The sequence below is a fragment of the Variovorax sp. GW822-FHT04E09 genome, from assembly GCF_058800845.1.
Genome location: NZ_JBXAMR010000004.1, coordinates 48,129 through 74,372 on the forward strand (window position 1 = coordinate 48,129; position 26,244 = coordinate 74,372).

General features: G+C 69.3%; 22 protein-coding genes. 11 read left to right on the forward strand and 11 right to left on the reverse strand.

The genetic code is table 11. The annotated features are described in order from the left end of the window. Window position 1 precedes the first annotated feature (1 nt). From AC1RL8_RS17235 to AC1RL8_RS17265, 7 genes are all read left to right on the forward strand, one after another. Window positions 2-1,459, forward strand: coding sequence for an N-acyl-D-amino-acid deacylase family protein (locus AC1RL8_RS17235; RefSeq protein ID WP_492686083.1), 1,458 nt, complete (start codon window positions 2-4; stop codon window positions 1,457-1,459). Between the two features lie 234 nt (window positions 1,460-1,693). Beyond that, the gene (locus AC1RL8_RS17240) at window positions 1,694-2,230 is read left to right on the forward strand and encodes a MarR family winged helix-turn-helix transcriptional regulator (RefSeq protein WP_095946830.1); all 537 of its coding nucleotides are present in this window, start codon (window positions 1,694-1,696) and stop codon (window positions 2,228-2,230) included. A gap of 6 nt (window positions 2,231-2,236) precedes the next feature. Continuing rightward, window positions 2,237-3,835 (forward strand): ABC transporter substrate-binding protein, encoded by a 1,599-nt coding sequence (locus AC1RL8_RS17245; protein ID WP_492686082.1) that lies wholly within the window; start codon window positions 2,237-2,239, stop codon window positions 3,833-3,835. Between the two features lie 141 nt (window positions 3,836-3,976). Then, window positions 3,977-4,918, forward strand: coding sequence for an ABC transporter permease (locus tag AC1RL8_RS17250; protein WP_307694464.1), 942 nt, complete (start codon window positions 3,977-3,979; stop codon window positions 4,916-4,918). A gap of 21 nt (window positions 4,919-4,939) precedes the next feature. Beyond that, a complete protein-coding gene (locus AC1RL8_RS17255) occupies window positions 4,940-5,890 on the forward strand; it encodes an ABC transporter permease (RefSeq protein ID WP_492686080.1) in 951 nt (316 codons plus the stop codon). Between the two features lie 2 nt (window positions 5,891-5,892). Beyond that, window positions 5,893-7,524 carry a dipeptide ABC transporter ATP-binding protein gene (locus AC1RL8_RS17260; RefSeq protein ID WP_095744274.1) on the forward strand — a complete coding sequence of 544 codons (1,632 nt, stop codon included), beginning with the start codon at window positions 5,893-5,895 and terminating at the stop codon, window positions 7,522-7,524. A 63-nt stretch (window positions 7,525-7,587) separates the two neighbouring features. Next, window positions 7,588-8,973, forward strand: a complete 1,386-nt coding sequence (locus AC1RL8_RS17265) for an amidase (protein ID WP_492686078.1) — start codon at window positions 7,588-7,590, stop codon at window positions 8,971-8,973. Between the two features lie 19 nt (window positions 8,974-8,992). Here AC1RL8_RS17265 and AC1RL8_RS17270 read toward each other — a convergent pair whose 3' ends face one another. The 5 genes from AC1RL8_RS17270 to AC1RL8_RS17290 all read right to left on the reverse strand — a co-directional run bounded on the left by AC1RL8_RS17270 (window position 8,993) and on the right by AC1RL8_RS17290 (window position 13,048). Continuing rightward, window positions 8,993-9,211, reverse strand: coding sequence for a hypothetical protein (locus AC1RL8_RS17270; RefSeq protein WP_062468907.1), 219 nt, complete (start codon window positions 9,209-9,211; stop codon window positions 8,993-8,995). A gap of 131 nt (window positions 9,212-9,342) precedes the next feature. After that, a complete protein-coding gene (locus tag AC1RL8_RS17275; protein WP_139701903.1) occupies window positions 9,343-10,248 on the reverse strand; it encodes a ZIP family metal transporter in 906 nt (301 codons plus the stop codon). A gap of 112 nt (window positions 10,249-10,360) precedes the next feature. After that, window positions 10,361-11,260, reverse strand: a complete 900-nt coding sequence (locus AC1RL8_RS17280; protein ID WP_492686076.1) for a dienelactone hydrolase family protein — start codon at window positions 11,258-11,260, stop codon at window positions 10,361-10,363. Between the two features lie 127 nt (window positions 11,261-11,387). Continuing rightward, on the reverse strand, window positions 11,388-12,128 hold the full coding sequence (locus tag AC1RL8_RS17285) for an aspartate/glutamate racemase family protein (protein WP_492686075.1): 741 nt from the start codon (window positions 12,126-12,128) through the stop codon (window positions 11,388-11,390). A gap of 29 nt (window positions 12,129-12,157) precedes the next feature. After that, a complete protein-coding gene (locus AC1RL8_RS17290; protein WP_062468917.1) occupies window positions 12,158-13,048 on the reverse strand; it encodes a transporter substrate-binding domain-containing protein in 891 nt (296 codons plus the stop codon). A gap of 201 nt (window positions 13,049-13,249) precedes the next feature. On the opposite strand from AC1RL8_RS17290, the gene AC1RL8_RS17295 reads away from it, so the two are divergent. Then, window positions 13,250-14,476 (forward strand): D-amino acid dehydrogenase, encoded by a 1,227-nt coding sequence (locus tag AC1RL8_RS17295; protein ID WP_492686073.1) that lies wholly within the window; start codon window positions 13,250-13,252, stop codon window positions 14,474-14,476. Here the strand turns inward: AC1RL8_RS17295 and AC1RL8_RS17300 are convergent. The 6 genes from AC1RL8_RS17300 to polA all read right to left on the reverse strand — a co-directional run bounded on the left by AC1RL8_RS17300 (window position 14,409) and on the right by polA (window position 23,767). Continuing rightward, on the reverse strand, window positions 14,409-15,983 hold the full coding sequence (locus AC1RL8_RS17300) for a PepSY domain-containing protein (RefSeq protein ID WP_492686071.1): 1,575 nt from the start codon (window positions 15,981-15,983) through the stop codon (window positions 14,409-14,411). The two genes, AC1RL8_RS17295 and AC1RL8_RS17300, sit on opposite strands and share 68 nt — an antisense overlap. A gap of 17 nt (window positions 15,984-16,000) precedes the next feature. Then, entirely contained in the window at window positions 16,001-18,166 is a 2,166-nt protein-coding gene (locus tag AC1RL8_RS17305) for a TonB-dependent receptor (RefSeq protein ID WP_492686070.1), read from the reverse strand. A 118-nt stretch (window positions 18,167-18,284) separates the two neighbouring features. Beyond that, entirely contained in the window at window positions 18,285-18,644 is a 360-nt protein-coding gene (locus tag AC1RL8_RS17310; protein ID WP_492686068.1) for a hypothetical protein, read from the reverse strand. Window positions 18,645-18,685: 41 nt separating this feature from the next. Beyond that, window positions 18,686-19,588 (reverse strand): LysR family transcriptional regulator, encoded by a 903-nt coding sequence (locus AC1RL8_RS17315; RefSeq protein WP_062468929.1) that lies wholly within the window; start codon window positions 19,586-19,588, stop codon window positions 18,686-18,688. A 22-nt stretch (window positions 19,589-19,610) separates the two neighbouring features. Further along, window positions 19,611-20,897 carry a M20/M25/M40 family metallo-hydrolase gene (locus tag AC1RL8_RS17320; RefSeq protein WP_492686066.1) on the reverse strand — a complete coding sequence of 429 codons (1,287 nt, stop codon included), beginning with the start codon at window positions 20,895-20,897 and terminating at the stop codon, window positions 19,611-19,613. Window positions 20,898-20,950: 53 nt separating this feature from the next. Continuing rightward, window positions 20,951-23,767 (reverse strand): DNA polymerase I, encoded by a 2,817-nt coding sequence (polA, locus tag AC1RL8_RS17325; protein WP_492686064.1) that lies wholly within the window; start codon window positions 23,765-23,767, stop codon window positions 20,951-20,953. A gap of 97 nt (window positions 23,768-23,864) precedes the next feature. Between polA and AC1RL8_RS17330 the strand changes: the two genes are divergently transcribed. The 3 genes from AC1RL8_RS17330 (at window position 23,865) to AC1RL8_RS17340 (ending at window position 26,211) form a co-directional block, all read left to right on the forward strand. Then, window positions 23,865-24,239, forward strand: a complete 375-nt coding sequence (locus tag AC1RL8_RS17330) for a hypothetical protein (protein WP_492686062.1) — start codon at window positions 23,865-23,867, stop codon at window positions 24,237-24,239. Window positions 24,240-24,312: 73 nt separating this feature from the next. Continuing rightward, entirely contained in the window at window positions 24,313-25,362 is a 1,050-nt protein-coding gene (locus AC1RL8_RS17335) for a homoserine kinase (RefSeq protein ID WP_492686060.1), read from the forward strand. A gap of 18 nt (window positions 25,363-25,380) precedes the next feature. After that, window positions 25,381-26,211: a BPSS1780 family membrane protein gene (locus AC1RL8_RS17340; protein ID WP_095744262.1), complete on the forward strand. Its 831-nt coding sequence runs from the start codon at window positions 25,381-25,383 to the stop codon at window positions 26,209-26,211. Window positions 26,212-26,244: the final 33 nt, after the last annotated feature.

Genomic DNA, 26,244 nt, shown 5'->3' on the forward strand with positions numbered 1-26,244 from the left:
CATGACCGACAAGACACCCCACTACGACCTCTTGATCCACGGCGGCACCGTGATCGACGGCACCAAGGCCCCGCGCTTCGACGCCGACGTGGGCATCGTCGATGGCCGCATCGCCGCCATCGGCAAGCTCGCGGGCCACACGGCCGACCAGACGCTCGACGCCACCGGCCGCATCGTCGCGCCGGGCTTCATCGACTCGCACACGCACGACGACCAGGCCGTGCTGTCCCATGCGCAGATGCCGTTCAAGGTGTCGCAGGGCGTGACCACGGTGGTGGCGGGCAACTGCGGCATCAGCGCCGCGCCGCTGCGTGCCGACATGGACCTGCCCATGCCGCTGAGCCTGCTCGAGACGCCGCCGGAAGACCGCTTCACGACCTTCGCGGCCTACCTCGACGCGCTGCGCGCCACGCCCTCGTCCGTCAACGTGGCGGCGATGGTCGGCCACTCGACCCTGCGCGCCGTGACCATGTCCGACCTCGACCGCCCCGCCACCGCGCAGGAGATCGCCGCCATGCAGGCGCTGGTCGAGGAAGCCATGCAGGCCGGCGCCATCGGCCTGTCGACCGGCACCTTCTACCCGCCGGCCGTGAAAGCGACAACCGAGGAGATCATCGAAGTCGGCCGCCCGCTCACGGCGCGCAAGGCGCTGTACGTGACGCACATGCGCGACGAGAGCGACCGCGTGATGGAGTCGCTGGAAGAAACCTTCCACATCGGCCGCGCGCTCGACATCCCGGTGGTGGTGTCGCACCACAAGGTGCAGAACACGCAGAACTTCGGCAAGACCAAGGTCACGCTGCCCTTCATCCAGGAAGCGATGAAGCACCAGTGCATCGGGCTCGACTGCTACCCGTACACGGCCGGCTCCACCATGATCCGCACCGACCGCGGAATGATGGACGGGCGCGTGCTCATCGCCTCCAGCGTGCCGCACCCCGAATGCGCGGGCCGCGACCTGAAGGACATCGCCGCCGAATGGGGCGTGTCGGGCGAAGAGGCCGCGCTGCGCCTGTCGCCCGGCAGCGCCATCTATTTCATGATGGACGAGGACGACGTGCAACGCGTGCTCGCCTTCGACGAAACCATGATCGGCTCCGACGGCATCCCGCTGGGTGACAAGCCGCACCCGCGCCTGTGGGGCACCTTCCCGCGCGTGCTCGGCCACTACAGCCGCGACGTGGGGCTGTTCCCGCTGGAGACGGCCGTGTGGAAGATGACCGGGCTCACGGCGCGCAACTTCGGCCTGCACGAACGCGGCGCGCTCAAGGTCGGGCATCACGCCGACGTGGTGGTCTTCAATGCCGCCACCGTGCGCGACACCGCGAACTACGAAACGCCGACCGAACCGGCCGAAGGCATCGACGCGGTGATCGTGAACGGCGCCGTCACCTGGCGCCACGGCGTGCACAGCGGCGCGCGCAACGGGCAGGTGATCGTGCGCCAGGACGCGGCCTGACAGCGCGCACCCCGGCGGCGCCTGCAGGGCGCCCGCCTTCGCATCCTGGTGCATGCGCAGCACCGGATCGGTGAACACGCCGGGCCTCAGGGGCCCGGCTTTTCTTTCTCCCTTGCGCCCTTTCCCTCTGGCAGTGTGCCCCTAGGGGATTTCCCTCGACAGCTGGCCCGGAGCTTGCGTAGTTTGCCCACATAGTTGAACATTTCAACTATTGAAGACTTCTACCAACCCGCCATGCACGCCCCGCTTCGCCTGAAAGACGACTACCTCAACGTCCTGCTCGACCTGGCCTCGCAGCGCACGCGCGACCGCGGCTCGCGCATCTACGAGATCGAGCTCGGCCTGTCGATCCGCGACGTGCGCCTGCTGCGCATGATCGGCGCCGCGCCCGGCATCACCATGGGCCAGCTGGTGCAGACCTGCGCCATCGAGAAGACGCTGGTCTCCAAGCTGGTGAGTTCGCTGGTGCAGCGCGAGCTGGTCGAGCGCCAGATCGGCGCCGAGGACGCGCGGCAGATCCGCCTGTGCCTCAGCCCGGCCGGCATCGACATGGTGCTGCGCGCCGAGCCCATCGGGCATGAGATGGAAGCGCGCTTTCTCGACTGCCTGAGCGTCGCCGACATCGAGAACCTGCGCCGCATCATGCACAAGCTCATCGACGCCGAAGAAGGCTCGCGCGACATCTTCGAATTCCTGCTGGTGCAGCTGCGCGAAAGCAAGGAATCGCCCCCTTCCTCCCCCGGTTCTTCCGCTCCCTCCCGAAAGAAGTAAGGCTCCATGGCAATCCACCTTTCACCGCGCCGCGTCGCGGCGGCTTCCCTGTCGGCGCTCGCTTTGTGCTTCGCCGCCACCGCGTCCGCGCAGACCGTGCTTCGCACCGTGCCCTCGTCGGACCTGAAGATCGTCGACCCGATCTGGACCACCGCCAACATCACGCGCAACCACGGCCTGATGATCTACGACACCCTCTTCGCGATGGACGAGAAGGGCGTCATCAAGCCGCAGATGGTCGACAAGTACAGCGCGAGCGCCGACAACAAGGTGTGGAGCTTCACGCTGCGCCCGGGCCTGAAGTTCCACGACGGCGCCCCGGTCACCTCGCAGGACGTGATCGCCTCGCTGGCGCGCTGGGCCAAGCGCGACACGCTGGGCCAGAAGATGTACGAGACGATGGACAGCATCGCCGCCGACGGCCCCAACGGCTTTCGCATGACGTTCAAGCAGCCCTTCGGCGTGGTGCTCGACGCGCTCGGCAAGCCCAACCCGCTGGTGCCGTTCATCATGCCCAAGCGCGTGGCCGACACGCCCGCCGACAAGCAGATCGACGAGCTGGTGGGCTCCGGCCCCTTCACGCTCGCCAAGGAAGACTTCCGCCCGGGCGACCGCGTCATCTACCGCAAGAACACCGCCTACGTGCCGCGCAAGGAGCCCGCCTCGGGCCTGGCCGGCGGCAAGGTGGTGCACGTCGACCGCGTCGAGTGGGTGATGCTGCGCGACCCGCAGACGCAGGCCAATGCGCTGCTCAACGGCGAGGTCGACATGCTCGAGACCGTGCCCTCGTCCGGCTACACCGGCATGCGCACCAACGACAAGATCGAGCTGGTCGACGTGATGCCGGCGGGCCCCTTCACGGTGCTCTACAACCACAAGGTGCCGCCCTTCAACAACCCCAAGGCGCTGAAGGCCGCGATGCTGGCCATCAACCAGGAGGCGATGCTGCGCGCGCAGGTCACCTTCCGCGACTTCTACAAGCCCTGCGCCTCGATCTACCTGTGCGGCTCGCTCTACGCGAGCGACAAGACGGGCTTCTACACCGGCAAGCCGCAGTTCGAAGAGGCGCGCAAGCTGCTCAAGGAATCGGGCTACGACGGCAAGCCCGTGGTGATCCTGCTGCCGGGCGACGCACCCGCGCTGAACAAGTTGCCCGCGGTGTACGGCCAGCTGCTCAAGCAGGTGGGCTTCAACGTCGACGTGCAGACCACCGACTGGGCCACGCTCGTGACCCGGCGCGCCAAGAAGGACCTGCCCGAGAACGGCGGCTGGAACGCCTTCATCACCTTCTGGGGCGGCGTGGACGCGAGCAGCCCCATCGGCTACAGCCCGTTGACCGGCAACGGCGACCAGGGCTACTTCGGCTGGCCCGTGGTGCCCGAGCTCGAGGCGCTGAAGACCAAGTTCATTGCCACCGCCGACCTCGCGCAGCGCAAGGAGATCGCCACGCAGATCCAGCAGGTCGTGCTCGAGCACGGCGTGCTCGCACCGCTCGGCGAAGGCAAGGCGCCCACGGCCGTGCGCCGCGGCACCATCACCGGCCTGCTGCCGTCGCCGGCGGTGCTGTACTGGAACGTGCGCAAGACGTCCGCGCCATCGCCATGACCGCGACATAGGCCGGCCCGCGCGCCCGCCCCTCTCCCTTTCTGATCGCCACCCCTGACCGGCTGCGCCTCGCGCGGCAGCCGGGCGGGACTTCCTTTGCCCGCGCCACACGCCCGCCCCCTCGTCAAGGACCTGATTCACATGCTCCACTTCCTGTTGCGCCGCGGACTGGCCACCGCGCCCGTGCTCCTGATCGTGGCCGTCATCGTCTTCCTGCTGCTGCGCATGACGCCCGGCGACCCCGCGGCCGCCATTGCCGGCGACGCGGCCAGCGCGCAGGACATCGCGCGCATCCGTGCCCAGCTGGGCCTGGATGCATCGATCGTGACGCAGTTCGTGCACTGGCTCGGCCAGGTGCTGCGCGGCGACCTCGGCTACTCGTTTTTCTACCGGATGCGCGTGACCGACCTGATCGGCCAGCGCCTGGAGCCCACGCTCTCGGTGGCGGCGGTGACGGTGGTGCTCACGGTGCTGATCGCCGTGCCGCTGGGCGTGCTCGCGGCCTCGCGGCGCGGCGGCCGGCTCGACCGATTCATCATGGGCGCCTCGGTGCTCGGCTTCTCGGTGCCGGTGTTCGTGGCCGGCTACGTGATGATCTGGCTGTTCTCGATGCAGCTCGGCTGGCTGCCCTCGCAGGGCTACCAGCGCATCGGCGACGGCGTGGGCCCGTGGCTGCGCCATCTGGCGCTGCCCTGCATCACGCTGGCCGTGATGTACGCGGCGCTCATCGCGCGGGTCACGCGCGCGGCGGTGTCGGAGGCGCTCACCGAAGATTACGTGCGCACCGCGCGCGCCAAGGGCATCGCCGAGTGGCGCATGCTGCTGCGCCACGCGCTGGCCAACGCGGCCGTGCCGATCGCCACCGTCATCGGCCTGAGCGTGGCGGGCCTCATCGGCGGTGTGGTGGTCACCGAGACGATCTACGCGATCCCCGGCCTGGGCCAGCTCACGGTGGACGCCGTGCTCTCGCGCGACTACCCGCTGATCCAGGCCATCACCCTCTTCTTCTCGCTCGTGTACGTGGTGGTCAACCTGCTGGTGGACCTGAGCTACCTGCTGCTCGATCCGCGCATCCGGTACTGACCTCTTTTCGAAAGCCCCGCCATGACTTCGATCTCCCTGCGCGACGATACGCCTGCCTCTGCCGCGGTTCCGCCCGCCGCACCCCGGGCCCCGGCCCGCTCGCTGCTGCGCCGCCTGCTCGCCAACGGCGGCGTGCGCATCGGCGGCGTCCTGCTGGCCGCGATGCTGCTGCTGGCGGTGGCCGCGCCCTGGCTCGGCACCATCGACCCGAACGCGATGGACCCCGCGAACTCGCACCTGCCGCCCGGCGCACGCGCCGAGTTCACCACGCTGGCGGGCGACAGCTTCGATCGCTTCTTCCCGCTGGGCACCGACAGCATGGGCCGCGACCTGTGGAGTCGCACGGCCTACGGCGCGCGCATCTCGCTGTCAGTGGGCGTGGCGGTGGCGCTGGGCTCGGTCGCGTTCGGCCTCATGGTGGGCATGGTGGCGGGCTACTTCCGGCGCCTGGACGGCGTGATCATGCGGGTGATGGACGGGATGATGGCCATCCCCGGCATCCTGTTCGCGATCGTGCTGGTGGCCGTGTGGCGGCCCAGCCTGCTCACGGTGATCCTGGCCATCGTGGTGCCCGAGACGCCGCGCGTGGCGCGGCTGGTGCGCTCGGTGGTGCTGTCGGTGCGCGAGGAGCCGTACGTGGAGGCGGCCGTCGCGCTCGACACGCCGACCTGGAAGCTGATGCTGCGCCACATCCTGCCCAACACGGTGGCGCCGCTGATCGTGCAGGGCACCTTCATCTGCGCGGCGGCGATGCTGGTGGAGGCCGTGATGTCCTTCCTGGGCATCGGCCTGCCGTCCGAGGTGCCGACCTGGGGAAACATCATGTCCGAAGGCCGCACGCACTTCACCTCGCACCCCTCGACCGTGCTGCTGCCCGGCCTCTTCCTGGCGCTCACGGTGCTGGCCGTGAACATGCTCGGCGACGGCCTGCGCGATGCGCTCGATCCCAAGTTCAAGGCACGCGGAGGCTGAGCATGACATCCACCCCTTCCACAACGTCTGCCGCGCCCTGCCTCGTGGTGCGCGACCTCGCCATCGACCTGCCCGCCGGCGCCGACCGCGCACACGCGGTGCACGGCATCTCGTTCGACGTGATGCCCGGCCAGGTCGTGTGCCTGCTGGGCGAGTCGGGCTCCGGCAAGTCGGTCATCGCGCAGGCCGCGATGGGCCTGCTGCCCGCGTCGCTGCGGCCCTCGGCCGGGCGCATCGAGGTGCAGGGCGAGGACGTGCTCGCGGCCAGCCCGGCGCGGCTGCGCGCGCTGCGCGGCGCGCGCATGGCGATGGTGTTCCAGGAGCCGATGACCGCGCTCAACCCGGTGATGCGCTGCGGCGCGCAGGTCGACGAGATCCTGGCCGAGCACACGACGCTGGGCGCCGCCGCGCGCCGCGCGCGCGTGCTGGCCATCTTCGAGCGCGTGCGGCTGCCCGAGCCCCAGCGCATCTACGACGCCTACCCGCACCAGCTCTCGGGCGGGCAGCGCCAGCGCATCGTGATCGCCATCGCGCTGATCCTGCGCCCGGCCCTGCTGATCTGCGACGAGCCCACCACCGCGCTCGACGTGACCACGCAGGCCGAGATCCTCGCGCTCATCCGCGAGATGCAACAAGAGAACGGCACCGCGGTGCTGTTCATCACGCACGACTTCGGCGTGGTCGCCGACATCGCCGACCAGGTGGTGGTGCTGCAGCTGGGCCGCCAGGTCGAGAGCGGCCCGAAGGACGAGGTGCTGCGCCGACCGAAGGAGGCCTACACGCGCATGCTGCTCGACGCGGTGCCGCGGCTGGCCCCGGTGCTGCGCGCGCCCATCGACGCCCAGGCGCCGCTGCTCGATGCGCGCGGCGTGGGCAAGGTCTACCGCACGGGCAGCTGGCCCGGCAAGCGCCGCACGGTGCATGCGGCGGCCGACGTGTCGCTGAAGCTGCATGCGGGCGAAACGGTCGGCATCGTGGGCGAATCGGGCTCGGGCAAGTCGACCGTGGCGCGCTGCATCGCGCGGCTGATCGAGCCGACCGACGGCGACATCCGCGTGCCGGGCATCGAGGGCTCGCGCGGCGCGCAGCGCTCGGCGTTCCGGCGCATGGTGCAGGTCGTGTTCCAGGACCCGAACCGCTCGCTCAACCCGCGCCGCACGGTGGGCCAGTCGATCGTCGAGGGGCCGGTGAATTTCGGCGTGCCGCACGCCAAGGCCTGGCAGCGCGCCGAGGAGCTGATGGCGCTGGTGCGGCTGCAGCCCGAGGTGCTGCACCGCTATCCGAGCGAGTTCTCGGGCGGCCAGCGCCAGCGGCTGTGCATTGCGCGCGCGCTGGCCTGCGAGCCGCGCGTGCTGATCGCCGACGAGGCCGTGTCGGCGCTCGACGTGTCGGTGCAGGACCAGATATTGAAGCTGCTCGCGGAGATCCAGCAGCGGTTGTCGATCGGCATCCTGTTCATCACCCACGACCTGCGCGTGGCCAGCCAGATCTGCGACCGCCTGATCGTGATGCACAAGGGCCGCATCGTCGAGCAAGGCAGCGCGCACGACGTGCTGCTGTCGCCGCGCGAGGCCTACACGCGCACGCTGCTGGCCGCGGCGCCGGGCCAGGGCTATGCGTTCGGGGGCGGCTGAGCGCCGTCCTCTTCCTCTCTTTCAACCCACCTTCATCCCACCACCCCAAGAAGAAACGAAGACATGACCACACCCCTGTACGAACTCAGTGCCCTCCAGTTGCTCGAACGCTACCGTGACCGCGCCTTGTCGCCGGTCGAGGTCACACAGGCCGTGCTCACGCGCATCGAACGCTGGGAGCCGCACATCCACGCCACCTACGGGCTGGACGCCGAAGCCGCGCTGGCCTCGGCGCGCGCCTCCGAGGCGCGCTGGGCCCAGGGCAAGCCGCAGGGCGATCTCGACGGCGTGCCGGTCACGCTGAAAGAGAACATCGCCACGCGCGGCACGCCCACGCCGATCGGCAGCGCGGCCACCGTGCTGGCGCCCGCCGCAGCCGACGCACCCGCCGCCGCGCGCCTGCGCGAAGCCGGCGCGGTGATCGTGACCAAGACGACGATGCCCGACTTCGGCTTCCTCGGCGCGGCGCCCTCGAGCTTCCACGCGCTCACGCGCAACCCGTGGGACCTGGGCCGCAACACCGGCGGCTCGAGCTCGGGCGCCGGCGCCGCCGCTGCCGCGGGCTACGGCCCGCTGCACCTGGGCACCGACATCGGTGGCTCGGTGCGCATTCCGGCCAGCTTCTGCGGCGTGTTCGGCCTCAAGCCCAGCCACGGCCGCATCCCGGTCGACCCACCCGCCGCGGCGCGCGTGATCGGCCCGATGACGCGCACCGTGGCCGACGCCGCGTTGCTCATGCAGGTGGTGACGCGCCCCGACGCGCGCGACTACATGAGCCTGCCGCCGAACGACTTCGCGTGGCAGCGGCTCGAGCGCAACGTGAAGGGCCTGCGCATCGGCCTGTGGACCGAGACCATGGGCGGCTGGCCGATCGATGCGGAAGTCAAAGAGGCGGTGCTGGCCGCGGCGCGCCTGTTCGAGCAGGCCGGCGCCATCGTCGAGCCGCTGGCCGACTGGACCACGCTCGACATGCGCATGGGCATGGCCCACTTCTTCACCATGCGCTGCCGCGTCGACCTGGCCGCGATGCCGCCCGAACGCGCGAAGCTTGCGGCCAGCTACATCCACCAGGCGGCGGAGTTCGCCGCCTCGCTCACGCCCGAAGACACCTTCCGCGCCTTCACGCGCATGCAGGCGCTGCGCGCGGCCACCGTGGCGGCCACGCAGCCCTTCGACTACGTGCTGTCGCCGGTGTCGCCGGTGCTGCCCTTCGCGGCGGACGCCATCAACAGCGGCTCGGAAAACCTGCTGAAAGACTCGCACTTCACGTCGGTGTTCAACCAGTCGGAACAACCGGCCGCGTCGATCAACTGCGGCCATGCGAGAAATGGCCTGCCGATCGGCCTGCAGATCGCGGGACGCCGCTTCGACGACCTGGGCGTGCTGCAGATGGCGCGCTTCTACGAGTCGGTGCGCCCGGCACAGGCGCGCTGGCCTGAACCGGCCTGACCGGGCTGGGTCAGGCGAATCAGTCCGGCGCGTTCATCACGCGGTCGAACTCTTCGTCGGCCGGCACGTTGTCGGCATCGAGCTCGCTGGCATCGGTGAGGTCGATGCCCGTTTCGTCCGACAGGTCGTCGGACGCATCGGCTTCGAGTTCGTCGAAGTCGTCGGCAGGCGTGCTGTCGTCATCGTCGTCTTCGGACGACGAGGCGGAGCGCGCGGTGGCATCGGCTTGGGGCGTCATGATCGAATTCCTCGGCAGATGAGTAAACGGCCCTCTATGGTGCGCCTGTTTTGCCCCTTGCGGTGGATCGACGGGCTGACGTCGGTGTCGGAAAGTTTCCCGTCACCGCAGGCTGCAGGCGCGTGCCGTCGTCAGTCCTTGTGGACGTGGCCGTGCTCGCCGTGTCCTTCGTCGTGGCCGTGCTCATGGCCATGCTCGCCGTGCGCGAGCCGGCTCACGAGCGTGACCAGCAGGATGCCCGCCGCGAGCCACGCGATCTGCGCCGCGGTCTGGCGCGCGGGCAGGCGCTTTTGCAGCTGCGGAATCAGGTCGGCCAGCGCCACGTAGACGAAGCTGCTGCCCGCCAGCACCAGGAAGTACGGCAGCCAGCCATGCAGCTGGTCGACCAGCCACCAGCCCGCGATGCCGCCGAGCATGGTCATCGTGCCCGCAAGCGACACCTTCACCAGCGCCGCGCGCGAATTGGCCGAGCTCTGGCGCAGCACGACGAGGTCGCCGATGTGGTGCGGCACTTCGTGCGCGAGCACGGCCAGCGCGGCCACGAGGCCCAGGCGGATGTCGGCGACGAAGGCCGAGGCGATCAGGATGCCGTCGCCGAAGCAATGCACGCTGTCGCCGGTGAGCACGGCCCAGCCGCCGCCGCCCGTCGGGGGTGCGTGGTGATGATGAGCGTGCGAATGGTCGTGATGATCATGGCCGTGGTGGTCGTGCGCGCCCTCTTTCGCCGGTGCGGCATCGCCATGGTGGTGCTCGTGCCCGTGGTGCCACAGCTCGGCCTTGTCGAGCAAAAAGAAGAACACCAGCCCGAACAGCAGCACCGCGAACAGCAGCGCGGGTTCGATGCGGCTTTCGAAGGCCTCGGGCAGCAGGTGCATGAAGGCCGTGGCCAGCAGCGCGCCGGCCGCCAGGCTCAGCAGGTGCTGCGGGTTCACGCCGCCACCACCGCTGCGCACGCCCACGCGCAGCAGCAGGGCCGCGAGCCAGACGCTTCCGATGCCGGCGACCAGGGTCGCCACGAGAATTACTATCAAATTCATAGCTGCTTGCGCAAGAGGGACGGCCGGTACGGCCTTGTTCCGTTCATAAAAAGAGAAAGGCCGTCACTTCGGACGGCCTTCGGCGGCGGGTGGCTACGGGCGCCGTCTTCGGTCAGGCGACACCATTGGCTTTGAACCAGGCCGTGGCACGCTGCCAGCCGTCTTCCGCGGCGCTCTTGAGGTAGCTGGGGCGGTAGTCGGCGTGGAACGCGTGGCCTGCTTCGGGGTACACGACGAAGCTCGATGCCTTGGCCGCTGCAGTTCCAGTGGCCAGAGCAGCTTTCATCTTATCAACCGTGTCAAGGGGGATGCCCTGGTCTTTTCCGCCGTACAGGCCGAGCACCGGCGCCTGCAGGCTGGCGGCGATGTCGACGGGGTGTTTCGGCTGCAGTTCGCTGGCCTGCCCGACCAGCCGGCCGTACCAGGCCACGCCGGCCTTGACCTTGCCGGTGGCCGCATACAGCCACACGATGCGCCCGCCCCAGCAGAAGCCGGTGATGCCGGCCTTGCTCGTGTCGCCGCCGTTGGCCTTGGCCCAGGCCAGCGCGCCGTCGAGGTCGGCCATGACCTGCGCGTCGGGCACCTTGGTGACGATGTCGGCCTGCAGCTTGGGAATGTCGGTGTAGCCGCGCGGATCGCCCTGGCGCGCATACAGCTCGGGCGCGATGGCCAGGTAGCCCAGCTCGGCGAAGCGGCGGCAGGTGTCGGCGATGTACTCGTGCACGCCGAAGATCTCCTGGATCACCAGCACCACGGGCAGCCCCGTCTTGCCGGCCGGCGCCGCGGCATAGGCAGGCACCCCGAAGCCGTTGACGGTGTACTTGATGGGGCCGGCCTTCAGGCCGTCGGCCGGTGTGGTGATGGCCGTCTGCGCGGCCACCGGCAGCACGGCGGCGGCGTAGCCGACACCGAGGGCGGCCTTGAGCGCGGTGCGGCGCGTGGCCCCCTGCTCGGTGCTGTCGCCGGGGCGCAGCGAATCGAATTCGGAACGGTTGTCGTCGAAGGAGGTCATGCAAGGGCTCCGGTTGAATCGTCTGACAAGGGGGTGTGGCGTAGAAAAACGCACGCCGCAATGTAGGCGAAATCGGGCCGGGCCGTGTGACCGGACCGTAAAGCAGCCGGGTCGCTTCGGGCTGCGACTAGGTGCCGTAGGCCCGCCGTGCCAGCGCCTCGGCCAGCACCTGCGCCGGATCGACGAGGCGCAGCCCCGCCACCGCGGCCGAGCCCTGCAGGCCCAGCGGCACCTCGGTGCAACCCATGATGATCGTGACCGGGCCGGGCCGCTCGGCCAGCCGCAGCGCGACCTCGGAAAAGCAGCGTTCGGCCAGCGGCAGGTTGCCGGCCTTCACGCCGTCGAAGATGCCGCGCATGATCGTCTGGCGCTCGTCGGCCGACGGCACATGGCAGCCCAGGCCGGCCTCGGCCAGCGCCTGCTCGTACAGCCGCACGCGGTAGGTGCCTTCGGTGGCCATCAGCGCCACCTCGCTCGCGCCCTGCGCGGCCAGGTGCTGCGCGGTCTCGCGCGCCATGTGCAGCAGTTCGACCTGCGGAAAGCGCTCCTGCAGGTTGGCGTGCCACGCATGCGCCGTGTTGCAGGCGATGGCCACGGCGCGGCTGCCCAGCGCGGCCAGCCGGCCCAGCGCCTGCAGCATCGGTTCGAGCGGCTGGTGCGCGCCCTGCGCGTCGGAGGCCAGCGCGCCGGTGCGGTCGGGCACCGGCACCTGCGCCAGCCAGTGTTCGGGAAAGGACTGGTCGCGCACCGGCTCGCCGCGCGCACGCATCTGCTGCGCGCAGGCCTGCACGAAGAGCCGGACGAAGTCGGCGCCCGCCGCGGGGCCCATGCCCCCGAGGATGCCGACGACCTGTGTGGCTGCGACCATGTCTTTTCTCTTTCGCTCTCTCTGTGCGATCAGGTCGCTGGTTTGTCGCTGAAAGCTTTCAGGTTTTCCTTCAGCTGGTCGCTCATCGGCAGGTTCAGCGGCACGTTCTTCGGCGGGATCGGCTGCATGAACCACTTGGTGTAGAGCTTCTCGAACTCGCCGCTCTTCATCATGGCGGTGAAGGTGTCGTCCACCAGCTTCTTGAAGGCCGGGTCGTCCTTGGGCAGCATGCAGGCGTAGGGCTCGACCTGCAACGACTCGCCCACCACTTCGTAGTCGGCCGGGTTCTTCGAGTTGGCGATGAGGCCGAACAGCAGGATGTCGTCCATGGCGAAGGCCACGGCGCGGTCGCTCTCGACCAGCAGGAACGCGTCGGCGTGGTCCTTGCCGAGCACGATGTTCATGTCGAGGTTCTTCTCGGTGTTGTACTTGCGCATGACCAGCGCGTTGGTGGTGCCGGTGGTGCTGGCCACGGTCTTCTTGGCCAGGTCGGCGTAGTCCTTGATCTTGGAAGACTTCTTCGTCAGCAGGCGCGTGCCCGTGTAGAAGTGGTTCACCGCAAAGGCCACGTCCTTGCCGCGCGCGGTGTTGTTGGTGGTGGAGCCGCACTCCAGGTCGATGGTGCCGTTGGTGATCAGCGGGATGCGGTTCTGCGAAGTGACCGCCATCAGCGAGACCTGCAGGTTGGGCTTGTTCAACTTCTTCTTCACCGCCTCGACCACGGCGTTGGAGAGTTCCACCGAGAACCCGATCGGCTTGTTGGGGCCGTCCAGGTAGCTGAAGGGCACCGACGACTCGCGGTAGGCGAGCGAGATCTTGCCGGACTCGGCGATCTTGGCGAGCGTGTCGGCAGCCTGCGCGGCCGGTGCAGTGAAGAGGACCGCGGCAGCCAGGGACGCCATCAAAACGGAGAGTTTCATTCGAGCCTTCATCGGTTGGATTGAACAGACAGCCAGTGTAAGAAGGAGTGACACATCGGGACAATTCCAATTAACCCCGGGGTCATGCCCAAAGGTTATGGGCTGGGTTCTTTTGGCATTTCCGGGCCAAGCGAGGGGCCTCTACAGTCGCACGCTGTCTCTTCTGTTCCCTTTCTTCTTCACTTCCGGAAAGTTGCCTCCATGCATGTGTGCGTGCTCGGCGCCGGCATCGTGGGCCTGGCGACCGCCTGGCAACTCGAGCGCCAGGGCCACCAGGTCACGGTGATCGACCGCGCGGCGCCCGGCGCGGGCGCCAGCGGCGGCAACGGCGCGCAGCTGAGCTACTCGTACGTGCAGCCGCTGGCCGATCCGTCGATCTGGACGCAGCTGCCCAAGCTGCTGTTCTCCCCCACCTCGCCGCTGAAGCTGCGCCCGCAGCTCGACCCGCTGCAATGGCGCTGGGGCCTGGCCTTCCTGGCCGCGTGCAACGCCGCGACCTCGCGCGACACCACCGCGCAGTTGCTCGCGCTGGCGGCCGCAAGCCGCACGGGCTTCGAGGCCATGCAGGCCGACATCGCGCCCGACTGCGACTTCTCCGCCACCGGCAAGCTGGTGCTCTATGCGAGCGCGGCGTCACTCGAAGGGGCGAGCGCACAGGTCGAACTGCAGCGCACCCTGGGCAGCGAGCAGCGCATCGTGACGCCCGACGAGTGCGTGGCCATCGAGCCCGCGCTCGCGGACTACCGCGGCCAGATGGCGGGTGCGGTCCACACGCCGAGCGAGTGCGCGGCCGACTGCCTCAAGGTGTGCGCCGAGCTGATGCGCGCACTGAGCGCGCGCGGCGTGCGCTTCATGCTCGGTGCCGACGTGCACGGCTTTGCGCGCAGCGAAGGTCGCTTGGCGGCAGTGCAGACCAGCGAGGGCGACATCGAAGCCGATGCCTTCGTGATGGCGCTGGGCTCGGCCTCGCACAAGCTCGGTCGCGCGCTCGGCGCCTACCTGCCGGTGTATCCGCTCAAGGGATACAGCATCACGGTCGACGTCGACCCCGCGCCCGGCGCGGCACCCCGCGTGAACGTGACCGACAGCGCGCGCAAGGTCGTCTTCGCGCGCATCGGCTCGCGCCTGCGCGTGGCGGGCATGGCCGAGCTCGTGGGGCACGACGCGAGCATTCCGGCCACGCGCATCGAGACGCTGGCCGACGCCACGCGCGCCGTGTTCCCGCGCGCCAGCCGGCTGGCCGAACTGCACCCCTGGACCGGCATGCGCCCCGCCACGCCGAAGGGCCTGCCGATCATCGGGCGGCTGCCGCACGCGCCGTCGAACATGCTGTTCAACACCGGCCACGGCGCGCTGGGCTTCACGCTGGCCTTCGGCTCGGCGCAGCGGATCGCGCAGGCGCTGGACGCGACCCCGTCACACTCTTGAGCTTGCGGCCCAGGCGCCGCCAGCCGATCACCACGCCGGTCAGGCTCAGCAGCGCACCGCCCGCGCTGAGCGCGACCAGCAGCACGTCCCACAGCGGGCGGTGCGCGAGCAGCGGCAGCCAGTCCCAGCTGTGCAGCATCGCGAACAGCCAGCGGCTCCACCGGCGCGCGCTGTCGCTGCGACCGAGCACGGCGCCGGTCTGCGGATCGACGTGGACCCAGGTGGCGTGCGCGTCGGCGAACACCACGCGCCAGACGGGCAACGGCTTCTCGCTGCCGCCGGTCATGGTGTGCGGCTCGCGCGTGTAGTAATGGCTGTCGTAGGCGGTGAGCACATCGATGCGCGCGACCGGGTCGGGCAGCAGCTGCGCGACGGCGGTTCGCAGCGCCGCAGGGTCGATCTGATGCGGCTGCGCGCTGGCCGCGTCGCGCACCAGCGGCCGGCCGCCGGCGGTGTTGGCCAGCACCAGCGTCTGCCCCGCCGCGCGCACCCAGCGCAGTTCGCGGACATCGCCGCGCGTGGAAGCCAGCAATGCAGCGGGCGCCGCATCGCCAGCGCCCACCACGAGCGGCCCGCCCTGCATCGCCGCCATGCGCAATGCCGGCGCGCCGCTGTCGAACACGCGCCAGGGATTCATCGACATCAGCCCGCTGAAGATCCACGTCAGCGTGACGAGCGCGAACAGCAGCCCGCTGATGTGATGCCAGCGCATCATGAAGCCCTGGTACGGCGAGTGCGAGCCGCTCTTGTAGGTGCGCCGGAAGCGCCAGCGCATCACGCCCACCACCGTGCCCGTGAGCGTGACGGCGATGCCGACGATCGACAGCCAGTTGACGATGTCGGCCCAGTAGCGGTCCAGGCCCGTGCCGCGCAGCGGGTACAGCCAGTGAATCCACGCGCCGGCGTAGTTCCACAGCCGCTCGGCGCGCGGCGCGTCGCGCACCACCTCGCCGGTGCGGCCCGAGATGTACAGCCGCGTGGCCTGCGCATCGGCCAGGTCGACCACATGCAGCGGGCGGTGCGCGTCGAGCCCGCGCGAATGGGTGAAGGCGTCTTCGTCGATCGTGCCCCGGTACTGGAGCACCACGGCCTCGCCCCCATAGGCCTGCGCGCTCACGAGTGCGCGGGCGCGGTCGACCTGGCGCAGCACGGCGCCGGTGTGCGCATCGACGACGACCACGCCGCGCCCGGGCGGCGATCGGCGCGCACCGGGTTCGGCCGCGCTCGCCGGCACCGCGAGGTACACCGCCTGCCCGCCGCTGGCCACGGCCAGCCGCAGGTCCTGCAGCGGCCCCGCGATACCGGCCGCATCGAGCGCCTGCCGCGGCCCCAGCAAGGGAGCCGACGCATCGAGCGGCGGCAGGTGCTGCAGGCGCTCGGCCTCGGTGAGCTTGGGGTAGCCCACGTACATCATCACCACGCCCGAAACGAACCACATCGCGAAGAAGGCGCAGACGACCACGCCGAGCCAGCGGTGGACCAGGAACAACCAGCGTTTGGCATGCATGGCAGCGCTCCTTCGGTTCAGAAGCTCACGCGCACCGACACATCGGCCGTGCGCGGCGCGCCGAGGTAGGCGAAGCCGGCGCCGACGTTCGCGGCATACACGCGGTCGGTCGCGTTGCGCACGCGCCCCACCAGCGTGACGTTGCGGTTCACCTGCCAGCTCAGCCCGAGGTCGAGCAGCGTGTAGCCGGGCCAGTGCATCGTGTTGGCCGCATCGGCGTACACCTTGCCCACATGCCGCACGCCCGCCGTGGCCTGCAGGCGCGGCGTGATGGCGTACGACACCCAGAGGTTCGCGACCACCGCCGGCGTGTTGGTCGGCGTGCGGCCCGCGAGCGACACGCCGCCCTGGCGGAACTGCTCGTAGCGCGCATCGACATACGTGAGGTTGCCCTGCAGCGACCACTGCGGCGAGGGCTGCAGCCCGAGCGCCAGCTCCACGCCCTTGGACGACTGCTCGCCAACCAGCACCGTGAGCGCGCTGTTGGCCGGGTCCTGCGTCGCGATGTTGGTGCGGCGGATGCTGTAGGCCGCAAGCGTGGCCGTGCCCTTGCCCTGCCAGAAGTCGAGCTTGGTGCCGACCTCGACCTGCCGGCCGGTGGTGAGCTCGCTGTTGTTGCGCACGTCGGCGAACGAGGCGGTCGAGAGCACGCCCGACGGCGGATCGGCCGCCGTGGCGTACTGCGCGTACAGGTTGGCGCCGGGCGCAAAGTCCCACACCAGGCCGATGCGGCCGGTGGTGGGCCGGTAGCCACGATGGAAGGTGGCCGGGTTCGCCGCGTCCACGGTGCGGCGGTTGACCAGGTCGAGGTCGATGCGCTCGTGGCGCAGCGCCGTCACGAGGTGCAGCGACGGCTGCAGCGCGGTGCGGTTCTCCAGATACAGCGCGGTGGTCCGCACCTTGTTGTCGCGGTCGGGCCGAAAGCCCGGCGTCATGCCCGGCACGTCGAAGAAGCGCTCGGTGGCAAAGACGTACGGGTTCACCGTGCTCACGGTGCCGGGCAGGCTGTTGGGAAAGCGCGTCTGCCGGTTCACGCTGAAGTCCAGCCCGAAGGACCAGTCGCTCTTGAGCCCGCCGAGCTGCCCCTTGTAGAGGCCCTCGACGCGGTTGCCCCACACGTCCTGGTCGTGCCGCTGCAGCAAGGCGCCCGAGCGGATGACGGCCGTGTTGCGCGCGTTGTAGCGGTAGTTCTCGACGTTGCGGTAGTCGCGCAGCGCGTTGTAGGCATAGAAGGTGTTCTTGAACTGCAGCGCGTCGCTGGCCTGCCATTCGGTGACCGAGCGCAGCCACTGCACGCGCTGCGCGTAGAGGCCGTCGGCGCTGTTGTAGTTCTTGAAGCGCGTGCCGCGGTCGATGCGCATCTCGCCGCCCGCGGGGTTCAGCACCGGCGTGCCCCAGTAGGGCCGCGTGACGTCTTCGTCCTGGTATTCGTAGGCCAGCGTGTGCTTCAGGCCGCCGCCGAAGTCCGACAGCAGCGAGGCCGCGAGCTGCGTCGATTGGCTCTTGGTGCCGTCGGTCCAGCCGTGGGCGTCGCGGTGGTTCACGTCGATGCGCGCGTAGTGGCTGCCCGCGCCGCCGTCGCCGGCGATGCGGCGGTTCAGGCCAAAGGAGGCCTCTTTCAGGTTCTGCGTGCCCAGGCGCAGCTGTGCTTCGGCGAAGTCGCTGCGCTCGGGCGCCTTGGTGATGTAGTTGATCGAGCCGCCCAGCGCACCCGAGCCGAACAGGAAGCTCGACGGGCCGCCGATGGCTTCGACGCGGTCGTAGATCCAACTGTCGACCGGGCGTGCCGCGATCGAGTACTGCAGGTTGATGCCGTTGAACAGCTGCGCGATCGAGCCGCTGCCGAAGCCCCGGTAGCTCACGCCGACGTTGCCGGGCGCGTCGTGCGCGGTCACGCCGGGCACGGCGCGCAGCGCCTCCTGCGTGTTCTGCGCGCCGCGCGCATCGAGCACCGCGCGGTTCACCACCGTGACGGAGGCGGGCGTCTCGCGCGGGGTGAGGCCCAGGCGGCTCGCGGTGTCGGCGGGCGTGTCGAGGTCGAGCCGGCCGTTGGGGCGCGGGGCGTCGTCGGCCACTTCGATCAAAGGCAGCGAAGACACGGTGGTCTGGGCTTGGACAGGCGCGCTGACGGCGCCGAACAAGGCGAGCAGCCCCAAAGCGGGGGCACGGGAAAGGGTGGGCATGGCATCTCTCTTGCGACGACGCTGGCGAAAACAAATGGAGCGCAGCGCCGGCCGCACAACGACCGGGAACGCACCGCGCGGCCCGTTCAGGCGGCGTCAGGTGCAGGAACGACGAAGCTCAGGAGAGATGCGTGGGCGGCCCGCGCGCCGGCAGCGGCGAGGCCGTGGCTGCCGCGAGGCGGGCAGCGGGAATCGATTGCAGCGCGCGGCCCAGCGGCAGCGGCGTGGGCAGCGTCACCTGCACGGTGGCGGGCGGCGGCCCGGAGACCATGCACAGCGGGCAGTCCATGGCTGCCATGCCGACTTCGGTGGCGCCGTCGTCGCCCTGCACGATGAGCTTGACGGTGCCCGCGGCGGAACACACGAGTTCCATCGCCTGCGGGCTCACGAGCGGCGATGCGCCCGCGACCAGCAGTGACGCCATGAACCACGCCAGCACCAGGCGGTGCATTGCGCAGAAGGTTCGAAGGGCGTGCATGGGCGCGGATTATGGCGCGAGGCGAATGCCCCGCATCTTTCTCAGGCGGTCTGCTCGATCGCTTCGCGCATGCAGCGCGTGATGCCGCGCACCGCCACCGAATCGGGCCGGCCCGCGAAACGCAGCGCGCGCACCGGCACCGGAATGTGCGGCTCCAGCGTCAGCACGTCGACCTTGGCGCGGTCGGCCGAGCGCGCCGTGCAGCCGTCGACCAGCGCCACGCCCAGCCCGTGGTGCGCCATGGCCAGCGCGGCGTGGTAGGTCTGCACCGTGACCACGGCCTGCTGGAAGCCCACGCCCGCCTGCCGGCAGGCCTGGCTCAGGCTGGTGCCGACCGGGTCGCGGCCGTCGAGGCCGATCACCGGGCGGTCGATGAGGTCGTGCAGCGCCACCGAGCCGTTGCGCACCAGCGCGCGCGGCAGCATGCCCTTGGGCGCGACGCACACCATGCGGCTGTCGGCCAGCGTCTCCTGCGTGAGCGAGGGATGCACCGCGGGGCTGAAGGCGAAGCCCACATCGGCCTCCTGCAGCAGCAGCGCCGACATGATCTGCGGCGAGTGCAGCGACTCGACCGTGATCGCGTAGCCCGGGTGCATCTCGCGGAAGGCCTTGAGCGCGCGCGGCAGGATTTCGTAGCTCAGCGCGAGCACGCTGAGGATGCGCAGCTCGCCCGTGTCGTTGCCCGCGCGCAGGTTCGCCGCCAGCCGCTGCACCTCGTCGAGCTGCGCGAACAGCCGCTCGATGTGCGGGTACAGCGTGAGCGCCTCGGTGGTCGGCGTGAGCCGCCCCTTGGCGCGCTGGAACAGCGGAAAACCCAGCTGCAGCTCGGCATGCTGCAGCGTGCGGCTCACGGCCGGCTGCGTGATGTTGATCAGCCGCGCGGCCGCGCTCACACTGCCCGCGAGCATGATCGCGTTGAAGACCTCGATGTGGCGCAGCCGCATGGCCGACAGCGGTCGGTGGCGGTCAGCGAACGGTGGTCTTGCCGGTGGCGATGTCCATCACCATGCGCACGCCCAGATAGAGACGCGGCTCGATGGAGTCGATCAGCACGTACTCCGCGTCGGCCGTGTGCGCGCCGAAGCCTTGCAAACCGAAGCGCTCGATGACCGGCGCCTTGGTCTTGAGCGAAGCAAACGCCGCGTCGGTGCCACCACCGGCGGCCTTGTCGTCGGCGCCCAGCGGGCGGCCCAGCTCGTCCTTGTAGATGGCCTGCGCGTGCTTGGCCAGCGCGCGCGACGCGTCGGTGGCCTCGAGCGGCGGACGGCGGCGTTCGAACTTCAGCTCGACCTTGGCGTCAGGCACCAGCTGCTTCTTCACGCGCTCGTTCACCTGCTGCTCGATGCGGTCGTAGTCGGCCACCTTGAGCACGCGCACGTCGGCGCCCGCGGTGGCGCTGGCCGGAATCACGTTGCGGTTGGTGCCCGACTTGGAGATGGTCCAGTTCATCTTCAGGCCCGTGGACGGGTCGGACAGGTCGCGCATCTGCAGGATCTGGTGCGACAGCTCGTACAGCGCGTTCACGCCGAGCTCGGGCGCAGAGCCCGCGTGCGAGGCCTTGCCCGCCACGTTCAGCGTGACCGAGGCGATGCCCGCGGTGGCCAGCGAGAGCTTGTCGTCCTTGATGGAGGCGCCCTCGAACGACAGCACGGCGTCGTGCTCGCCGCCCAGCTTGGTGAGCAAGGCGCGCGAACCCGGCGAGCTGATTTCCTCGTCGCCGTTGATCAGCACGGTGAGCGTGCCGTAGTCCTTGAACTTCAGCGCCTGCAGCATCGACACCAGGTGCGTGATGACGGCCACGCCCTGCTTGTCGTCGGCAATGCCCAGGCCGTAGGCCTTGTCGCCGTCGACGCGGAACGGCTGCTTGTTGAGCATGCCCACGGTGTAGACCGTGTCCATGTGCGCGATGAGCATGATCTTCTTCGTGCCCGTGCCCTTGAAGGTGGCGCGCACCACGCGGCCGATTTTTTCGGGCGTGTCTTCCATGCGGTAGGCGTCGGCGCTCGGGTCGATCAGCTCGACCTCGCCGCCCAGCGCCTTGAACTTCGCGGCGATGAGGTCGGAGATTTTCTCGAGGCCTTCGATGTCGCGGCTGCCCGACTCGATGGAGACCAGCTCCTTCAGCGTCTCGAGCAGGGCGGGCTTTTCCTTGGCGGCCAGTGCGGCGATGCGGGCATCAGGGGCAGCGGAAGCGCTGCCGAGGAAGGCCGCGCAGACGGCGGCGAGCAGGAAGGTGCGGGGCTGGAGTTTCATGGGCGTGTTTCTTCTTTCTGTCGTTTGTCTCTTGGGGGTCGTGCGAAGGAGGATCAGTGGGCCTTGTCCCAATTGGGACCGACGCCGATCTCGGCGAGCAGCGGCACCTTGAGCGCCGCCACGCCGGCCATCAGGCGCGGGATTTCGGTGCGCACCCATTCGACCTCGGCCTCGGGCACTTCGAACACCAGTTCGTCGTGCACCTGCATGATCATCTTGGTGGCGCGCTTCTCTTCGTCAAGCACGTTCTGTACCTTGACCATGCTGAGCTTGATGAGGTCGGCCGCCGTGCCCTGCATCGGCGCGTTGATGGCCTGGCGTTCGGCCGCCTTCTTGCGGGGGCCGTTGCCGCCGTTGATCTCGCTCAGGTAGAGGCGCCGGCCGAACACGGTCTCGACATAGCCCTTGTCGCGCGCGAACTCCACGATCTGGTCCATGTAGGTCTTCACGCCCGGGTAGCGCGCAAAGTAGCGATCGATGTACGAGGCCGCGGCCTTGGTCTCGATGCCCAGGTTCTTCGCCAGGCCGAAGCTGCTCATGCCGTAGATGAGCCCGAAGTTGATGACCTTGGCATAGCGGCGCTGCTCGCTCGACACCTGGTCGGGCGTGGTGCCGAACACCTCGGCAGCCGTGGCGCGGTGCACGTCGACACCGTCGGTGAAGGCACGCAGCAGCGATTCGTCGCCGCTGATGTGGGCCATGATGCGCAGCTCGATCTGCGAGTAGTCGGCGCTGGCGATCACGCTGCCCGCCGGTGCCACGAAGGCCTCGCGCACGCGGCGGCCTTCGGGCGTGCGGATCGGGATGTTCTGCAGGTTGGGGTCGTTGCTGCTCAGGCGACCCGTGACGGCCACCGCCTGCGCGTAGTGCGTGTGCACGCGGCCGGTGCGCGGGTTGGCCAGCTGGCCGAGCTTGTCGGTGTAGGTGCCCTTGAGCTTCGAGAGGCCGCGGTGCTCGAGGATCTTGGCGGGCAGCGGATAGTCTTCCGCCAGCTTCTCGAGCACTTCTTCGTCGGTGCTGGGCGCGCCGCTCGGCGTCTTCTTGACCACGGGCAGGCCCAGCTTGGTGAAGAAGATTTCGCCGATCTGCTTGGGCGAACCGAGGTTGAAGGGCTGGCCCGCGATGTCGTAGGCCTCCTGCTCCAGCGCCATGATGCGCGTGCCCAGGTCGTGGCTCTGCGCGGCCAGCGTGGGCGCGTCGATCAGCACGCCGTTGCGCTCGATGCGGTACAGCGCCTCGCTCGAATCCATTTCGAGCTGGTAGATGTAGGCCAGCTTTTCTTCCTTCTGCAGCAGGGGCCACAGCGCGTGGTGCACGTCGAGCGTCTGGTCGCTGTCCTCGCACGAGTACTCGGCGGCCTTGGCGATGTCGACCTGGCTGAACGGGATCTGGTGCGCGCCCTTGCCGCACAGGTCCTCGTAGGAGATGCCGCTGCGTCCCAGGTGGCGCTCGGCCAGGGACGACAGGCCGTGCGGCTTGTTCACTTCGAGCACGTAGCTTTGCAGCATGGTGTCGTGCGCGTAGCCCTGCACCTCGATGCCGTGGTTGGCGAACACGTGGCGGTCGTACTTGATGTGCTGGCCCAGCTTTTTCTTGTCGGCGTTCTCGAGCCAGGGCTTGAGCCTGGCGAGCACCTCGTCGATCGGCAGCTGCGCGGGCGCGTCGGGGTAGTTGTGCGTGAGCGGAATGTAGGCCGCTTCGCCCGGCGTGACGCTGAAGCTGATGCCCACGATCTGCGCGACCATTTCGTCCAGCGAGGTGGTCTCGGTGTCGATGGCCGTGAGTTCGGCGGCCTCGAGCTTGGCGAGCCAGGCGTCGAACTGCGCCCATTCCATGATGGTGTCGTACTTGAGGTTGCTCGCGGGCGCGGCGGCCTCTTGCGCGTCCAGCTCGGAGGGCTCGTCGAACAGGCCGCCCTGGTCGCGGTCGGCCTTGACGGCGGCCTTCTTCTTGGCGCTCTCTTCGATCAGCTCGGGCGGCACTTCCTGCGCTTCGAGCGACTTGACCAGGCTCTTGAAACCGAACTTCTCGTAGAAGGGCTTCAGCTCGGCCGTCTGCGGCGCGCCGACAGGCAGGCCTTCGAGCGAGGGCAGGCCTTCGACAAAGCCGTTCAGGTCGCAGTCGGTGCGGATGGTGACGAGGCGTTTGCTCAGCGGCAGCTTGTCGAGCGCCTGGCGCAGGTTTTCGCCGGCGGCGCCCTTCACTTCGGCAGCGCGTTCAACCAGCGCATCGAGCGAGCCGTATTCGAGCAGCCATTTCGCGGCGGTCTTCGGGCCGACCTTGGGCACGCCGGGCACGTTGTCGACCGTGTCGCCGATGAGCGTCTGGTAGTCGACCATGAGGCTGGGCGGCACGCCGAACTCGGCCGTCACGCCGGCGATGTCGCGCTTCTTGCCGTTCATCGTGTCGATGATGGTGATGTGCTCGTCGACCAGCTGGCTCAGGTCCTTGTCGCCGCTGGACACGATCACCTCGATGCCCTGCGCGGCCGCCACCTTGGCGAGCGTGCCGATCACGTCGTCGGCCTCGACCTCGGGCACGGTGATCACCGGCCAGCCCAGCAGCTTGACCACTTCGTGGATGGGGTCGATCTGGCTGCGCAGGTCGTCGGGCATCGGCGAGCGGTTGGCCTTGTACTCGGGGTACCAGTCGTCGCGGAAGGTCTTGCCGGGGGCGTCGAAGATGCAGGCCGCGTAGTCGGCGCGCACCTCGCGGCGCAGCGCGGTCATCATGTTGATCATGCCCCGGATCGCCCCGGTGGCCGGGCTCTTCGGGTCGCCGGGCACGGCGCGCAGATCGGGCATCGCGTGGAAGGCCCGGTACAGGTAGCTCGAGCCATCGACGAGCAGCAGCGTTTTCTTGTCGGTCATCGGGGCATTTTGCCGTGCCCGGACCGGCGTCCGGAACGACACCAGGGTCGGCTGGCGGCCGACACGCCGCCAGCGGGTGCACGCCTACAATCCGTGCATGCCTAGCTCCCCACTCCTGGTCGCCCGCCGCATCCTGCTGGCGCTGGCTTTCGCCACCCCCGTTGCCGCCCTCGCGCAGGCGCCGGCCGCGCCTGCTGCCAAGCCGACACCGGCGGAACCGCTACAAAATCAGGAGCAAGCTGACGGCCGGCGCAACCAGAAGGTCGAGCACATCCACACGGAAGACAGCGGCGCCTCGGTCGACGAGGTGCGCTACGGCGGCCGCACGCAGAGCATCAACGTCAAGCCCAAGTCGAACATGCCCGGTTACGAAGTACTGCCCAACGACGGCGGCAGCGCCCGCCCCGGCACGACCGGCGACGCGAACAGCGGCGGCAACGGCCCGCGTGTCTGGAACGTGCTGAAGTTCTGACCGTGACGCTGTCGTTCTCCTTCCCGCCCTCCCTCTTTTCTCCCGCAGCCGCCGTCCGGCGCTGAGCATCGCCATGGCAGTTTTTACCGAAGTCCAGTTCGGCGAGGCAGACGCGCTCGTCCAGCGCCTTGGCATGGGCGCCCTGCGCGAGTTGCGCGGCATCGAGGGCGGCATCGAGAACACCAACTACTTCGCCACCACCGAGTCGGGCGAATTCGTGCTGACGCTGTTCGAGCGCCTGAGCGCCGAGCAGCTGCCGTACTACCTTTGCCTCATGAAGCACCTGGCCGGTGCCGGCCTGCCGGTGCCCGCGCCCGTGGCCGACCCAGCCGTGGCGCCGCCGACCGGCCATGCGCTGTCGATCCCCGCGCAGGCGCCCTGCGAGCTGCTGCACCGCGTGGCCGGCAAGCCGGCGGCGCTGGTGCAGAAGCTCTCGGGCCGCAGCGAGCTGGCCCCCACCGCCGCCCACTGCGGCGAACTGGGCGCCATGCTGGCCCGCATGCACCTGGCCGGGCGCGACTACCCGCGCATCCAGCCCAACCTGCGCGGCCTGCCCTGGTGGAACGAAACCGCCCCGGTGGTTCTGCCCTACATGGACGAGGCGCAGGCTGCGCTGCTGCGCGCCGAGCTGGCCTACCAGAACCATGTCGCCGAATCGTCGGCCTACGCGGCACTGCCGCGCGGCCCGGTGCATGCCGACATGTTCCGCGACAACGTGATGTTCGCGACCGACGGCGAGCCCGACGCGCCGCCGCGCCTCACGGGCGTGTTCGACTTCTACTTCGCCGGCACCGACACCTGGCTGTTCGACCTGGCCGTGTGCCTGAACGACTGGGCCATCGACCTGGCCAGCGGCCGGCACGACGCCGCCCGCGCCGACGCCCTGCTCGCCGCGTATGAGAGCGTGCGCAGGCTGAACGCCTCCGAGCGCGCCCTGCTGCCCGCGATGCTGCGGGCCGCCGCGCTGCGCTTCTGGATCTCGCGCCTGTGGGACTTCCACCTGCCGCGCGAGGCCAGCATGCTCAAGCCCCACGACCCGACGCACTTCGAGCGCGTGCTGCGCGAGCGTGCCACCCACCCGCACGCCATCGCCCACGTCTTAGAGCCGGCGCTGGCAGCCTAAAGAAGGTGTGCCCCCCACATGAAACTCCACCTCGTGCCGGCGCGCACCGGCTTCGACTGGGTCCGCCTCGGACTCAAGACCTTCTGGCGCCAGCCGCTGGCCTTCATCTCGCTGTTCTTCCTGCTGATGGCGATGATCTCGACGGTGTCGATGCTGCCGCTGCTCGGCAGCGTGCTCGCCCCGATCCTGCTGCCCTTCATGACGCTCGGCCTGATGGTCGCGACCTCGGTGGCCGCGACCGACAACGCCGACGGCCTGGGCAACGCGGGCGACCTGGGCCGCCCCACGGGCTCGGCCATGTTCATCGCGGTGTTCGACGCCATGCGCACCGAATGGCGCTCGCTGGTGGTGCTGGGCGTGATCTCGGCCGTGTACTTCGTGCTGGCCGTCACGCTGACGGCACTGGTCGACGGCGGCCAGCTCATGCGCGCCTACCTGTTCGACGAGGTGGTGACGCCCGAGGTCATGAAGAGCAGCGAGTTCCTCACGGCGCGCACGCTGCTGATGTGCCTGAACCTGCCGCTGTCGCTGGCCATGTGGCATGCGCCGGCGCTGGTGCACTGGCACCGCGTGGAGCCGGTGAAGAGCGTCTTCTTCAGCATCGTCGCGCTGTTCCGCAACTTCGGCGCCTACGCGCTGTTCGGCCTGGCGTGGTTCGGCGTGTTCATGCTCGCGGGCATCGCCATCGGCCTGCTCGCCACCGTGCTGATCGGCGTCGGCGCCATGGGCTCCGACGGCGCAGCCCTGGCGATCGGCAACATCCTGATGATCGGCACCGCGCTGGTGCTGGCGGCCATGTCGCTGGCCTCGACCTGGTTCACCTTCCGGGACAGCTTCGACGCGAACTGAAGTCGGCATCGCCCGCTGCCCTTTCGGGCAAGC